This window comes from Bifidobacterium sp. ESL0784 (genome assembly GCF_029433295.1).
GTDB lineage: Bacteria > Actinomycetota > Actinomycetes > Actinomycetales > Bifidobacteriaceae > Bifidobacterium.
On record NZ_JAQTHV010000001.1, the window covers coordinates 556999 to 572265 of the forward strand.

A 15267-nucleotide genomic window follows, 5' to 3' on the forward strand; every position below is an offset into this window, starting at 1 on the left:
GGTGTTTCTTTCAGGCTCCCATGGAAGGTGCCGGGACGGACTCGACGATTTGCGCGACGACCTGCTCGGCGGTTTCGCCCTTGAACGCGGTTTCGGCGTTCAGGATGATACGGTGGGCGAGCACCGGCACGGCGAGGTCCTGCACGTCGTCAGGGAGCACGTAGTCGCGTGCGTCGGCGGCGGCCCAGATGCGTGCGCAACGCGTCAGTGCCAGCGCGCCACGCATGGAGGAGCCCACGCGAAGCTTCTCACTCAATCTGGTCGCTTCCACAAGGCGTTCGATGTATTCGAGAATGCGGTCGTCGACGCGTACATCCTTGGCGGTCTTGCGCAGCCTGATGATGTCGTCGCCGCTCAGCACGGCCGAAACGGTGTCGGCGCGGTCGGTGATGTCGATGTCCTTCAAAATGTCGATCGATACGTCGTGGCCAGGCGCGCCTACGGAGGTCTTGATCAGGAAGCGGTCCATCTGGGCCTCGGGCAGCTTATAGGTGCCGAGCTGCTCCAGCGGGTTCTGCGTGGCGATGACGATGAACGGCTGCGGCATCGGGTAGGTCTTGCCGTCGACGGTGGTCTTCTGCTCCTCCATGACCTCCAGGAGCGCGGACTGGGTCTTCGGCGAAGCGCGGTTGATTTCGTCGGCCAAGACGATGGAGGCGAAGATCGGGCCCTCGCGGAACTCGAATTCGCCGGATTTCTGGTCGTAGAAGGTCACGCCGACCACGTCGCTGGGTAGGAGGTCAGGGGTGAACTGGATGCGCTTGAACGAGGTGGCGATGGAATTGGCCAGGCCTCGCGCCAGCTGTGTCTTGCCGGTGCCGGGGTTGTCTTCCAGGAGCACATGGCCGCCGACCATCAGGGCCGTGACGCACAGTTTGATGGGCTCGGGCTTGCCGACCACGACTTTGCCGATGTTGTCAACCAAGGCGTCGAAGGAACGCTTGAAATCAAAGATGGAGTCCTTCGGCGGCGTGATGATGCTTGAGGCCGGCGAGGCCGAGGCGTAGGGGGCCTCAAGCGAATCCTTGCTGGCCTGGGGCTCGAGGAAGGTCTGTGACTGGGTGTCGTTGGCGGCGGGAGCGGCGTAGGACGTTGCGGCCGGCGCTTCGTATCCGCTTTGCGGGGCGTCTGCCGTATTGTCGGTGGCAGGTGTCGGGTTGGTGGCGGCGGGCGCGGGGCTAGTGGCAGCCGTGGAAGTGGCGGCATCCGCGGGAGTGGTTGTGGTCGTGGGAGTGGCCGAAGCCGCATAGCTGCCGACGGTTTGGCTGTCCAATGTCGTGCCCGAAGGCTGTTCGCCGGGAAGGTCGGGGAACCCGGTGCTGTCGCCCGGCATCGAGGTGCTCAGTACGGTTTCCTCGGAGATCTCCTCGCCTTCGCCGATGCCTTGGATGGAACCGAGCACGGTGCTGTCGTCACTTGGATCTGTGGCGGTGTGCCGGGGTTCCGGCTTGCCTGCGAACCTCGAGCGTTTCGGCAGCGAGGGGAACGCGCTTTTGCTGCGATCACTCGTCTCGTCGTTGCTGACGAATTCCGGGCGGTGGGTGGCATCGGAGAGGTGCGTGGCGTCCGAGATTTTCGTCTCATCGTTGGACGGGTCGCTCTTGTGTGTGCTCATAGATTCTCCTTTATGATTGCTCGATGAGCCGATGGATTGTTGTTGATGCATTGGTTATCTTGGCTGCCAGGCCTTTCGGATGCCCCTATGGGGTTGCGAAAAGGCATGGCCGGTTTCGCACCCGTGCGCTTCATTGGTGTGCCTGCCATCATCGCCTCGCCCCCTGTTGCCTGGCCGCGACGGCGAGATTGCGTTGCATGACCGTGCGCTGCAGTGTGGGGAATGAGTCGACGAGGCTCTGCGATTTGGCCTCGCCGCCGCCCGGTTCGCTGGAGCTAACGGATGAGGAAGCGGGGGCTCTCGTACCGTAGACGCCTGTGCCGTTTGCGGTGGCGTTGTATTGGGTGTTGCTGCCTGCATCCGGGATGGTGGCGTTGATCGCCCACGAGAAATCGCTATTGTTATAGTCCTCGTCGCCAAGGCCCGTGACGTCGCAGCTCATGGCCTGGCCTGGCTGCCAACCGGCGCAGGAAGTGTTCTTGCCGTCCACGCTGATGGTCAGGTTGTAGACAACATGGCCGTTGTAAGAGTCGCTGTTGCCTCCGGTCACATTGATTTTGTGGCGATCACTCGTATCCCAGGTCATTGTCAGGGGCGAGGTGATTTCGGTCTGCTTCTTGTAGACGTCATTGGACTGGGCCGTTGCGCTCGGGCCCGGGGAGCCATTGAGAATCTGGGCCACGTTGACCCCGGCGCAGGTGCTCCACGGGCTGACCGTGCCGTATTGGGGCGATGTGTCGGTGGTCATGCCTCCGCCGTTGATCGAGAAGCCGTCGTATTCGCCTCTGCCGTTGATATTGACGTAGCACCTGTTGTCGGCTCTGGAGACGGCGATGATGGGTTGCTTGATGGAATAGCCGGGGGTCGCCTCGGCGGTGACCGCCGTGGTGGAGCGTGCGGAATGCTTCGGATTGACGACCACCGAGATCCTCTGCTTGACGTTGTATTGGTGCTTTTGGACCGCCACCGAATCGCTGAGGCTGCTGCAGGTGATGTTAGGCGAGAAATCGCCGCCTATGCTGATGCTTCCGCAGCCTGCGTTGCGCATGTTGCCCAGGGTGACCTTGATGTCCATCCTATCTCCGCTGGCGCTCTGGCTCATGGAGACCGTCGGCTGGTCCGGGTCGCCCCAGGCCACGTTGTTGCCGGCGGACACGGTCTCGCTCACCGGGCCGTCGCCTGCGCGGTTGTGCCCGCGCACGGTGGCGCTGAAGGTCGAGCCGTCGCTGATCTCGCCGTTGCCCAAATCGAAGGTCTGGCTCAGGCTGCTCGTGTGCTTGACCTTGCCGTTCATCGTGACGGTGTAATCGTCAGGCTTCGTGCCGGTGTAGGTGGGCGCACCCCAGCTGACGGTGACCTTCTGGTAGTCGCCTTGGACCTTAATGCCGCTGGGGGCGTCGGGCACCTTGTCCGGCATGGCGTCGACGCTGTTCGACGGCCTCGACCAGCCGGCCTCGTTCCTGGCGCGCACGCTGAAGCTGTAGTTCCTGCCGTTGGTCAGGCCGGTGATATTGCAGGTGGTCACGGCGCCGCACGATTTGGCGTTGCCGTCGTAATCCACCTCGTAGTCGCTGATGGGGCTGCCGTTGGCGCTGCCCGGCGTCCAGCTCAGATTGACCGCGCTGTCGGCGGGCTGGCCGGCGACCGGTGAGAGCAGCGGCGGGGCGGGCTTGTCGATCACGGAGATGGTGATGGTGGCGCTGACCTCGCGCTCCTTGGTCTTGGTGGCGTCCTGGACGTTGACCACCACGGTGTTGGACGAGGCGCCGATGTCGGCGGCCGCGTGGATGCCGATGGAACCCCTCGAGCCGCAGTCGACCTTGAGTTTCGCGGTGTCGTCGGCCTGGCAGCTTACCACCGTAAGCGGTGTGTCGGGGAACGGGTTAAACGCGCCGGAAAGGATGTCGACGGTGGTGGAGTCGCCGGCGTTCATGCGTTTGCTGACCCCGGAGATCTTGGCGAGCGGCCGTGTGGACTGCACCACCTGCGCCGTCAGCCCAGCCGAAACGGTGCCGTTGGAATACTTGATGGTGATCGGGATACTCGATATCGAGCCCACCGCGGCGTCGGTCGACGCCTTCACCGTCAGCTTGCCGCCGCTGGTGAGATGCGATTCGATGGAGCCGGAGGCCTGGCCGCCGGAATAGCTGTAGTCCTTCTCATCCTCGTCCAGGCCGCTGGGGGCGTGGGTCAGGGCCGTCAGATCGATGGTCTTGGCGTCCTCGCCCGCCGCGACGCTGATGGTGGAGGCGGAGAAGGTGGGCGGCGGCACGTTGCGGCCGATGACGGTGATGGGCAGGGTGAGCACGGACGAGTTGATGATCTTGGCCTGCTTCGAGCCGTTCTTGTCCTTGCTGTTGTCGTCGCGCTTGCCGTCGGAGACCGTGAAGGTGATGGAGGCCGGGCCCGCGTAGTCCTTCGGTGCGGTGAACTTCAGGGTCTGGTCGTTGACGTAATAATCGGAATTATCACTTTTGGTGGCGCTGATCGAATCCTTGTCGACATAAGGGGTCTTGCCGGGCCCGACGCGCACGTAATCGGCGAGGTTGATATTGACGCTGCGCTTGGCGTTGACCTTGATCGGCGGCGCCTTCGGGCGCAACGTCGGTGGGAAGACGCCGTACTGCGGCACCTGCACGAAGGCCGTGGAGGTGATGTGGTAGGTGGTGTTCGTCACCGTGTAAGGCACGCTTCTGGCCTCGTCGGTGAGGTCGACGGTCACCGTGGTGGATTTGTCGCCGCCCTTGACGTGGGCGTGGTCGGCAGCGGTCGGGTCGATGCCGACCTTGAGCTCGTTGGCGGTGCCGGAGGGGTTCGCAATCCATTGCGAAAGATCGACATCGACAGATTTCTTGTCGAGCGTGGCGGCGGAGGGCACGCGGTAATCGTAGGCCGTTGGCGGTTCGATGGGCGCGTTCGGGTCGGTGGTCACCGTCAGCGTCGCGGTATCGGAAAGGCCCGCCTTGTCTTTGACGGTGTAGACGATGTATGACGTTCCCGCCTGGGCCGGCGTCTTGAAGGAGATCATGTTGTCGGCGACGCTGGCCCCGCTGATGCCTTGCATCTGCAGGTTCTTGTCGACCTTGAGATCGGTGTTGTCGCCGGAAATGTCGTTCTGCGCCACCGGTACGTTGGCTTCGGTGTTGGGTCGCAGCGTCACCTGGTCGTCGCGTGCGTACACGCCGGAATCGGAGGTGCCCTTGTAGACGCCCACGCGAATCTGGGCCTGGGCGCGTTGGCCGGTCCAATCCTCTACGGCGTAAGTGAATGTATCGGTTCCTGATGAATCGCTGTAGGCCTCGTAGACCATATAGTTCGCGCCGACCTCGTCGATGCGGCCCATCTTCGGCGATTTGTCGCCGAGGCCGAGCAGTGTATCGTCGTCGCCGTCGGTGTCGATGCCCGTCAGGGTGATCGGGATGCGCACCTTCTGGCCGGCGGCCACCTGCGCCTGCGTGTCCTGCGGGGTGGGGGCTGGCTTGTTGTTGGCGTCCTTGGCGTGCACCGTGATGGTGATGATGCCGGAGGCCGCGTTGCCGAGGTTGTCGCGCACCGTGTAGGTCACCGGGTAGACGCCCGGGGTGTTCGAGGCCTGGTAACGCACGTCGTCGCCGGAGACGAAGACTAGCCCTTTGAAGGTCTTCTTGCTGTACTGCAGCGTGTTCTGCAGCTTGACGGTGGTGCCGTCGGCGTGGGAGACGTGGTCGATTACATCGACGCTGACGATGCCGCCGGTGCGCACGTTGGCGGTGACGTTGGCGGCTTTCGGCGCCGCGTTGGCGGTGGTCAGGGCCGGCGGCTGCAGCACGATGGTGCCGCGGGACGAGCCGGCGGAGTTGGCCACGGTATAGGTGAGTTTGACGGGTTTGGTGGGGATTTGGCGAGCGGTCATATAGACGCGCTTGTGGGCCACCAGCCCGGTCTTGATTCCCAGCTTCGGGTCGACGTTGACGGAGGTCACCGAAAGCACCCCGCCCATCGGGTCGGTGTCGTTGTTGAGCGGCTCCACGATGGCGGTCTGATCGGCCCCCATCAGCGCCACGTCATTGGCGGCGATGGGTTTGGCCGATTCGCCGGTCACTGGCTGCACCTCCAAACGTGCCAGGCCCTGCGCCTCGACGCTGCCTTGGCTGATGGTATAGGGAACGTAATATGTTCCGGGGTTGCTGGCCTTGAAGGTGAAGGAGAGGTCGGCCGAATTGGTGGAAGTGGTCGTACCAGTCGGGGTGTTGACCGCCGAAAGCACGGGCGGCTGGGCGCTGGTGCCATGCACGTATTGCTTGAGCTCGACGGTGGTGGAGGTATCGGGCGTGGTGTTTTTGGTCACCGCGTCGATCATCGCCCCCAGCGTGTTCGCCGGGCGTACGGAGAAGTAGATGAGCCCGTTGCCGGTGTGCATGCCGTCGGAGACGGTCACTTCCACGCCCACACGGCCGCCGGTCAGCGAACCGGTGTTGAAGACGAGCTGCCCGTCGGCGCGGGTGGAGACGGCGACCTGGTTGTTGTTCTGGGCGACGGCCGAGACCAGCGTCATTGGGTCGCCTTCGGGGTCGGTGAAGCTGCCCAGGGCGTTGACGCTGAAGGTGGCTCCCTGCTCCACGTCGTATTCGGGAGGGGTGTCGGTCTGAGCCGGGGGCTGGTTGACGTTGCCGCCGGTGATGGTGAGGTTGACCGTCGCGGTGCTCGACTGCCCGCGGCCGTCATTGATGTCGTAGGTGAAGCTCGTCCTGCCCGGCGTGGCACCGGTGGTGTCCAGCTGAAGGTAGCGGCCCGAATAGATGGGGGCCACGGTGATGCCGGCGCCCGAGACGGGGCCGACCTTGGTGATGTGCAGCACCGAGCAATCCGTCTGCTCGTCGTTGCGCAGCACGTCGAGGATTTGCTGGCCGCCCACGCGCGCGCCGAAATTGTCGTCCTCGGCCTTGATCTCGCCGGATTTGGTGGAGCAGGTGGGTTTGAACTGCGTCTGGTTGTTGGCGGAATCGGAATTCTTCTGCTGGTTGGCGGTCTTCTTCGTTTCGATCTGGCGCCATTGGATCTTGATGACCTTGTTGGACTGGTCCGGGTTCCACACATTGCCGTTGGTCACGTCGTTCAAGACCACGAGCCGGTGGTTGGTGCGGAAGACCAGCTGCGAAGTCGGCGAGATGGACTGCAGGGTCTGCCACGGGGCCTTCGCGGTGTCGCCTTTGCCTTGGTTCGCCTCAGCCGCGCCGTCGGCCGAACACAGGCGGATATAGTTGTGCGCCTGCTGCGACCAGGCGGCATAGACGCAGCCCTTTGACGAGACGGGCTGAGCGGCCTCGGCTGTGCCCTTGTTCATGAACGCGGCAGTTTTGTTGCCATGCTTGAAATCAACGGTGAAGACGCCGTTGCGTGCGCTCGCCGCCACCCAGTCGCCTTGGGCGTCATCGACCGCTGGGGCCTGCAGGCTCACCGGTCCGCGTGAATCGATTTGCGCGCTGCCGCCCTGCCACATGATGCTCTGTTTGGCCGCGATCACCGGGCGGTCGCCGATGACGGTGAAGCTGTCGGCATTGGTTCCCTTGCCGTCGGTGATGGATTTGAGCGTCTTCACCACGCTGTGGGCGTTGTCCATTTTGAGCACCGCGCCGTCGCCCGGCCGGTAGCCGTAGACCGAGCCGTTGCGGTCCACCGCGATGAGCCCGTGGGTTCCCAGCTGCATCTGGGGGGAGGAGGTCTTGGGGGTGATGGAATCGAGGTTGTCCGCATCCCCGACCCACACGTTGCCGGTTTTGTGGTTCAGGAACGCCGCCGTGCTGTCGCCGATGAACGTCGAAGTCGAATTTTTGACCTCGGCCTTGCCGTGGATGCCGAGGTTCGAGGCGACGATGCCCTGCGCCTTCGCCCCGTCCGAAAGGATCACGTTGTCGTCGTGTTGGCTGACGTCGAAGGTGGGCGTGGTGGGCGCCACCGCGCCGTTGGCCTGCTGGAGCTTGACGTTGAAACGTGCGGCCTTGCGGTCCTTAAGCGAGGTGACCCATACCGTTCCGTCGTCGAGGTGGACGTGGGTGCGTGTCAAAGTATTGATGATGATGGCCCCAGCCACGATGCCGAGCAGCAGGAGCAGCACGAGGACAGGGGTAAGCCAGCGGCGGTTCGTCTGCGAATTCAGGCGCCTCAAGGCAAGACGGACGCTATGCTCACCCTGTGATTTGCGCGATGCCTTCATCAGCTGCTTTCCTCCCTGTTATAGCCTCGAACGATTCACCCGAAAATCCTTTTATCCGCCGCTCGGCGATGACCTTGTCGTAGCGTTTACTGCTTTGTTACCGCACAGGCCATCGCGGGGCTGGCAGACATTCGTCCGTCGGCTCTTACAATACTAACCTGAATGCATGTCTGGGGTTTGCCGCTAGCAACATTGAGGGTGACCTTGGGCTCTTTGACGATCGAGGTCTGGGTGCCAGGTGCCGCCGACCCGTCCTCGACTTCCGCCCAGGCGTAGGTGTCCCCGGGCTTGGGGGCCGGGTTGTTCCAGGTGAACGTCACATTCTGGCCGTCGGCGGTGCCCATGAGGTTCGTGGCTTGCGGCACCGCGGCCCCCGCGTTCTCGCTGGTGATGTCGTCCTTCTGACCTCTGTCCTGGCCGTTGCCTTTGCCGTTCTTGGCGTTTTCCGAACTGCCGTCACCCGAATGCGGGGTCTGCATCGTATCGATTTTCGTGCGTTCGTCGGATTTCTTGCTATCCATGCGCGGCAACACCACGAAAGCGAACGTGGCCACGATGATCGCCACCGCGGCCAGCGCGGCCACGGCGATGATCAGCGGCTTCTTCGAGCGTTTGCGTTGCGGGGTGGCCACCCTGGCGCCGAACCGGCCCTTGCCCGGTTGCGGCATCGGGTGATGCGCCGAGAACGGGTCGCAGCCCTCCGCCACGAACGGGGTGACGTTGAGCCCGCAATCCTCCTGCGCCTGCTGCAGGGCCCGGCCGAGCTGCTGCGCCGAAAGGTAGCGGGCGTCCGGGTCTTTGCCCATGGCCTTCAAGAGGATCTGATCGACTTCCTTGGGCACGTCGGGAATGGCGTTTTTCGGCAACGAGTCCGAGACGATATTCAGCGCCAGCTCGCTTTGCGTGTGCGGATGGAAGACGTATTCGAAGGGCGATTCGCCGGCGAGCAGGCCGTAGAGCGAGGCTGCCAGCGAATAGATGTCGGAGGTTTCGGTGCCGCCGCCCTTGCCGGTCAGCACTTCCGGGGGTGCCCACGGCACGGAAAAGCCGGTGCGCGACTTCGCCTCGTAGATGCTGGTCGAGATGCCGAAATCGGAAAGGGCCGGCTGATTGGCGGAAGTGAGAAGGATATTGGCCGGTTTGATGTCGCGGTGGATGATGCCGTGGCGGTGCGCGGTCTGCAGGGCTCCGGTGAGCTTGACCCCGAGGTCGAGCACCTCGGCGACGCTGAGCCTGCGGCTGCGCATGATCTCCTTATAGGAACCGTGCGGCGCGTATTCGAGGACGAGATACGGCAGGCCGGTCTGTGGGGTCAAGCCCGAGCCGTAGATGGAGACGATATAAGGGTGCGCCGAAAGCTGGGCCATGATCTTGGCCTCTTTTTCGAAGGTCTCGTCGAAACTGCGGTCCTGCCTTGATTTGCCGACTTTGACGGCCACCTCGCGGTTGAGGCTGTGCTGGCGGTAGAGATACACGTCGGCCGTGGAGCCGGTTCCCAGCTCGCGGATGAAATCACAATCGGGTATCGTCGGCGCCATCGCGGCCCTTTCTTCTCTCAAATCTCTTAAAAGAAACTGACTGCATTTTACCTTTTATGGCGAACTTTCTATATATTGCTCACTATCGTACGATTTGCACAGGCAAGGGGATGCATCCATGCAAAATCGGTTCGTTCAGGTTAGCTTAGGTTGTCTTAGTGGCTGTTTCCTGGCATTCGTTCGTTCGGGTGCGGTAAACGGGTCGCTGGGTTTGGTGACGTGTTTCCCGGCATTCGTTCGTTCGGATGCGATAGACGGGTTGTTGGGATTGGTGACGTGTTTGTCGCATTTACTTGTGCGGGTGCGATAAATCGGTCGCTTTGGTTACGTAGGCTGGAGGCATCGATATAGAAACGCAGACAAAGGAACAACATGGTATTACATCGTAATCTCGGACCGTTCGACACCACCGCCATCGGTTTGGGCGAAATGCCGCTGACCATCGAAAACAATCTCGGCGAGGCCAAGGGCATCGAAACCATCCACGCCGCGCTCGACGCCGGCTGCCGTCACATCGACACCGCCTGGTCGTATTACTGCTCCGGCGGCGAGGAACAAACCGGCGAAAAGCTGGTGCGTCGCGCCATGGAAAGCTGGGATGGCCCGAAGAACGAGGTGACCGTGGCCACCAAGATCGGCCATTTCCGCAACTTCGCCGACGACGGCAAGACCCCGACTTGGGGAGTCAACGGCCAGCCCGAGCACCTGATCGAGGCCGGCAAGCAGTCGGCGCTCGCGCTCGGCGTCGACACCATTGACCTGCTCTATTTCCACCGCCCCGACCCGTCCGTTCCTTATAACGAATCCATCGAGGCCATCAAGCAGCTGCTGGATGAAGGTGTGGCCAAGGAAGCCGGCATTTCCAACGCTTCTGTCGAGCAGATCGACATTGCACGCGGCATCTTGGGCGATAAGCTTGTCGCGGTGCAGAACCAGTTCTCGCCGACCTACCGCTCCACGCAGGACACCCTCGATTATTGCGAGAAGCTGGGCTTGGCGTTTGTCTGCTGGAGCCCGCTCGGCGGCTACCGCAGGGCCAAGGACGAGACCAAGTACGACCCGTTCCGCGAGGTCGGCCGCGCCCATGGGGTGAGCCACCAGCAGGTCGTGCTCGCCTGGGAGCTGAGCCTGGGTCGTCACGTCTTCGTGATCCCCGGCGCCCATCGCCCTGCCACGATTCTCGACAGCCTCAAGGCCGGCGACCTAGAGCTTACCGCCGAAGAGCTCGCCAGTCTCAACGCCTGAGTGGTGGCGGCTTTCTGCTAGTAATCGGTCAATCCTGCTAGAAAACGTATGTTTTGTACCTAGAAAACGTACGAAAACTAGCAGGATTGACCGGTTAGTAGCAGGAGTTTGTGAGCGTTGGTCCAAGCTGGAACGCCGCAATGGGGTGAGCGCGAAAATAAATAATAAAGGAGACGTGATGGCTGAAAACAGCGGAATAGCCTCTAGGTATGATTGATACTATATTTTAAGTAATCAGAAAGATATGGCACACATCGGTTTGGCGGGGATATATGCAATTTCATGTTAGTAATATCGGGAAGATTTCAGATGCTTCCATAGCGCTCGATGGATTGACTGTGATTGCAGGAGAGAACGATCGCGGCAAAAGCACGTTGGGCAAGGCGCTTTTTGCTGCGATCAATCCCGGATATGACCGTACCGAGCGCATGAATCAATGGGTTAGGAATAAGTTAAGGAGATTTCTTTCCTTTAATATCCAGCGTTGGAAACCCGCCGAAAATCGTACTTACTTGGCACATCGGCAACGTGGAATCGCAATAGAGGCACTTACTGACGCAATCATTGCCGTGCTTTCCGATAAAAACGGAATAGATGAACCTGACACTTTTGTGCAACGAATTCAAGAGGAGTTGCCTGAATCCGCAGTAGGCAAAGAGGCCTTGTCTGCATTATCGGCAATTTCTGTCCATAAAGAAGAGCTTTTTAAGAACAGTCTCGAAATCACGAATGTCACATTGGAAGAATTCCTTGTAGATCATGCGACTCAAACTTTTTCTTCTATGTTCGCCGATGCGGTCGTCACTGAAACGGAGCCGGCACAAGACATCGCAAAAGCTTGGATTACCGATAAAACCCGTACTGTTTTGCGGGTCCGCTTGAATCATGCTGCCTGTGTGGAATATACGGATTCTTTTGATGAGCAAAAGAGCGCGATTCTGATCGATAATCCATCGATGTTGGAGTATGTAAGCGATCCCGCTTACTATTACACTGCTGGAACGGCAGAAGGCCGTGAAGCATCAAACATAGATCAGATAAGAAGAAGGAATAAACGCGAGCAAATTGTCGTCGCACCTGAAGCTCATGATATTATTGAGTTTCTGAATGGCATAACTCCTGTTGTTGTCGATAACGATGATGACAGTTCGGGTTCGAAGCTGCGTGATCCCCGTCTGGGAAATCAGATTCCTGTGGCTAATGGCTCGATGGGCACGAAAAGTGTGGTGTTGCTGAAAACTCTGTTGTCCGACGGAACCTTGCAGCCGGGCACTTTCCTTATTCTCGATGAGCCGGAGATTCACCTCCATCCTCAGTGGCAGCTTAAGTACGCTGAGGCTCTGGTCTTGCTGATGAAAAAGATGAATGTGCACGTCTTGGTCACGACGCACAGTCCCTACTTCCTTAAGGCTCTGCGCGTGTATGCGCAAAAATACAGTGTGGCAGACAAACATCATGTATATTCGGCCGAAGGGCACAAAAACGGCACCGTATCGTTCTATGAGGTTAAAGGGCAGGAGAAATGGGAAGAACTCTATGAGACCATGATCAGCCCCTTCGATGATATAGAAGGGACAGAATTCCGGCTTAACGAGGGGCTGGAAGATGCCATCGAATAAATGTCTCGCAAAAAACTTGGCTCGACTGAATATTCCAAAAGACACATTTGAGAATCTCAGTATGACCAAAGGCGAAAAACCACATCCTCTTGTCAAAAGTCAGAAAAAGGCTTTTGACGGTGATAAAGTCGCGGAATGGTATTCGGACAAGTATGGTTTCGGAGAGGAAAAATCGCCTTGCAGCGTTGATGCAATAGTGGAAAGTCCGAATCCTAATAGTAGAACCGTTTGGCTCATTGAATTTAAATTTGACAGTGCAGGAGAGCCGACTACCAGTAAAGAGGGCATTCCATATTTTAGGTTCAATAAACCTGATCCTAAGCAACCTCTTTCAGAAACCAATAGAGACTATGAAGTCTGGTTGCTGCGTAAGTATTATGAAACCTGGTTCATGCTGGTACATGAAAGTTTCTCCAATGTGTCCAAACCTGAGGAAAACTATAGATTTATTCTTGTTGTGAATCGGGAACTCAACAAGATAAAGACAAGAACCTCAGATAGGGCTCGTGGCAAAGAGCTCAAGATGTTCATGCCGCTGATTGGCGTTACTGTAGAAGATGCATTTGTTGTCGACGAGGATTTTTTCGATAAGCAAATAGCTCCGGCTTTGCCACAACCAACGATTGGCGATTGATGGTTGTTCGATTCGATTCGTTATTGTATTGAGAATAAGTGTGGGATTCGTCAATTTCAACGCCTGAGCGGTGCATAGCGGAGCTGATTGATCGGTGTTCTCCGATTTCGTTGTGATGATGCTGGTCGGGTGCATCGATATTCAAATGATGTGTCGTTTGATGTGTCGTGAATGCCTTTTTCATGTGGAATCGCAGCGGGGAACGTGATTTTTATTCATAATTGTGTTCCGTGCTGTTGCATTGATTTCGTGTGATTGTGGATCATTGGAACTCCAACGATTTCGATGTGTGGGTTTTGTGTGGGTGGGGTTTCGCAACAGGGAAGGGTTCTGCAGGTTCTTTTTGCATTCACCGCTACGGGCCATTCCTGAATCTTGTCGCCTTCCTTCTATGCCTTGCTGTTTTGCTGGGTTGATGTACGTGGAGATAGTGCGAGATAGTGCGAGGCCCGCCAAATACAAATGGCGGGCCTTGCACTTGTCTGTTCGTCTAGTTACTTACGACAGCATAACGTGTGCCACATGTGATGGTTTTGTATGGGCGGGGATTTTCGCAGCAGGGAACGTGATTTTTGGCTGTGATGGGATTGCGTGCTGCGGTGGTGATTCCTGGCGATTGCGAATCCTTGGAATTTTAACGATCTTGATGTGATGGTTTTATGTAGACGGGGATTCCTGTAGCGGGAAGGGCTCTGCAGATTCTTTTCGTGTTCACCGCTACGGGAAATTGTATGACATTCTGCTACCCTCGCATTCTTAAGGCATGCAGTGTTAGGGCATCATGTGGGGGTTGCGGCACTCGTCGCATTGGCTGACATAATCGGGTTTAGACTGGAACGGTGCAAATGGGCGAGTATGAGAGTAATAAAGGTGAAGTGATGGCTGGAAACGTCGGAAACGTCGAAAATAAGCCGATTCAGGCGAAGATGGTGCGGCGGCGGAAGCCGGAGGTGCTGGCTCCGGCGGGGAGCCTGCGCAGCCTCAAAACGGCGATTGACTTCGGCGTGGATGCCGTCTACTGCGGCGGCAAGGAATTCGGCATGCGTTCCGCGCCGAAGAACCTTTCGATGGATGATCTCAAGGCCGGCGCGGCATATGCCCACGAACGCGGGGCCCGGGTCTACGTCACCTGCAACGTCTTGCCGCACAACAACGAGGTCGAGGACATCAAGACCTACATCGCCCACCTCGCCCAGACCGGCATCGACGCGCTGATCGTCACCGACATCGGCGTGATGATGGCCGCCCATTCCATCGCCCCGCAGCTCGAGCTGCACGTCTCCACGCAGGCCGGCGTCACCAATTACCTGGCAGCCAACGCTCTCTACGAACTGGGCGCCCGCCGTGTAGTGCTCGCCCGCGAGCTCGACCTGCAGGCCATCCGCGACATCCGCGCGAACATCCCCGAGGATATGGACATCGAGTGCTTCGTCCATGGCTCGATGTGTATGGCGTTCTCCGGCCGCTGCCTGATCTCCAATTACATGAACGGCCGCGACGCGAACCACGGCGAATGCTCGCAGCCCTGCCGCTGGAAATACCACGTCGTCGAGGAGAAGCGCCCCGGCCAGTTCTTCCCGGTGGAGGAGAGCGACGAGGGCACGTTCCTTTTCAATTCGCAGGACATGTGCATGCTCGATCACCTTGACGATATGATCGACGCCGGCGCCACGAGCCTCAAAATCGAGGGCCGCGCCAAAAGCGCGTATTACGTTGCGTCGATGGCGAACGCTTACAAGTGTGCGGTCAATGAATATATGGTCCAGCGCGGTTTCGAGGACCGGGAAGGCAACCAGCTCAAGCCCTTCCATGACATGGTGCGTCGTTCCGACGTCGTGCGCGTCACCAAGGCCGTGAGCCAGCTCGAATCCAGCGGTTCCATCGGTTTTCACGGCGTGCAAAGCGCCGGTGCCGAGGCCGCGGCGAAGACCACGATTTCCGCGAGCGTCCTGGCTTTGGTGGGCGAGGAGGCCACGAAAGCCCAGGGTTACGCCGAGCCGAAGTCCGTCGAGCTCCCACAATGGCTGAAAGACGAACCTTACAAGGTCTCGCACCGTGACTATTCCACCGGTTTTTATTATCCCGAGCACAAGGCCGGTCAGAACACGGACCGCGGCGGCTATTTCCGCGATTGGCTGGTGGTCGGCGAGGTCATCGGTTACGACGAAGCCACGCAACGCCTCACCCTGATGAGCCGCAACAAGATCGAACCCGGCCAGCTGATCGAATTCCTGATCCCCGGCCGCGAGCCGATCGATTACACGGTTGCCGCAGGCGGGATGGAAGACGCAGATGACCAGTCGGTCGAGGAGATCAACAATCCCGCGCACGTCTTTTCGATGCCGCTGCCCTTCGCGGTCCCGGAACACTCGATGATCCGTTCCCACGCCAAACAGCGCACGCTCAAGGCTGAATGACAGGTA

At 59.3% G+C, this 15267-nt stretch carries 7 protein-coding genes; 4 read left to right on the top strand and 3 right to left on the bottom strand.

Annotation, left to right across the window (positions count from 1 at the left end):
• Positions 1 to 10 precede the first annotated feature (10 nt).
• From PT279_RS02085 to PT279_RS02095, 3 genes are all read right to left on the bottom strand, one after another.
• A complete protein-coding gene (locus PT279_RS02085) occupies positions 11 to 1615 on the bottom strand; it encodes a MoxR family ATPase (protein ID WP_277164978.1) in 1605 nt (534 codons plus the stop codon).
• A gap of 148 nt (positions 1616 to 1763) precedes the next feature.
• Complete coding sequence (locus PT279_RS02090) at positions 1764 to 7808, bottom strand: Ig-like domain-containing protein (RefSeq protein WP_277164980.1); 6045 nt, start codon at positions 7806 to 7808, stop codon at positions 1764 to 1766.
• Between the two features lie 86 nt (positions 7809 to 7894).
• On the bottom strand, positions 7895 to 9367 hold the full coding sequence (locus PT279_RS02095; protein ID WP_277164982.1) for a serine/threonine-protein kinase: 1473 nt from the start codon (positions 9365 to 9367) through the stop codon (positions 7895 to 7897).
• Positions 9368 to 9718: 351 nt separating this feature from the next.
• Between PT279_RS02095 and PT279_RS02100 the strand changes: the two genes are divergently transcribed.
• The 4 genes from PT279_RS02100 to PT279_RS02115 all read left to right on the top strand — a co-directional run bounded on the left by PT279_RS02100 (position 9719) and on the right by PT279_RS02115 (position 15261).
• The gene (locus tag PT279_RS02100) at positions 9719 to 10591 is read left to right on the top strand and encodes an aldo/keto reductase (RefSeq protein WP_277164984.1); all 873 of its coding nucleotides are present in this window, start codon (positions 9719 to 9721) and stop codon (positions 10589 to 10591) included.
• A 272-nt stretch (positions 10592 to 10863) separates the two neighbouring features.
• Positions 10864 to 12210: an AAA family ATPase gene (locus PT279_RS02105; RefSeq protein WP_277164986.1), complete on the top strand. Its 1347-nt coding sequence runs from the start codon at positions 10864 to 10866 to the stop codon at positions 12208 to 12210.
• Between the two features lie 61 nt (positions 12211 to 12271).
• Positions 12272 to 12844, top strand: coding sequence for a hypothetical protein (locus PT279_RS02110; protein ID WP_277164989.1), 573 nt, complete (start codon positions 12272 to 12274; stop codon positions 12842 to 12844).
• A gap of 926 nt (positions 12845 to 13770) precedes the next feature.
• Positions 13771 to 15261, top strand: a complete 1491-nt coding sequence (locus PT279_RS02115) for a U32 family peptidase (RefSeq protein ID WP_277165226.1) — start codon at positions 13771 to 13773, stop codon at positions 15259 to 15261.
• Positions 15262 to 15267 lie beyond the last annotated feature (6 nt).

Coding starts and splice junctions, on each gene's coding strand:
- PT279_RS02085 (WP_277164978.1), bottom strand. CDS start 1,615: ATGAGCACACACAAGAGCGACCCGTCCAACGATGAGACGAAAATCTCG.
- PT279_RS02090 (WP_277164980.1), bottom strand. CDS start 7,808: ATGAAGGCATCGCGCAAATCACAGGGTGAGCATAGCGTCCGTCTTGCC.
- PT279_RS02100 (WP_277164984.1), top strand. CDS start 9,719: ATGGTATTACATCGTAATCTCGGACCGTTCGACACCACCGCCATCGGT.
- PT279_RS02105 (WP_277164986.1), top strand. CDS start 10,864: ATGCAATTTCATGTTAGTAATATCGGGAAGATTTCAGATGCTTCCATA.
- PT279_RS02110 (WP_277164989.1), top strand. CDS start 12,272: ATGACCAAAGGCGAAAAACCACATCCTCTTGTCAAAAGTCAGAAAAAG.
- PT279_RS02115 (WP_277165226.1), top strand. CDS start 13,771: ATGGTGCGGCGGCGGAAGCCGGAGGTGCTGGCTCCGGCGGGGAGCCTG.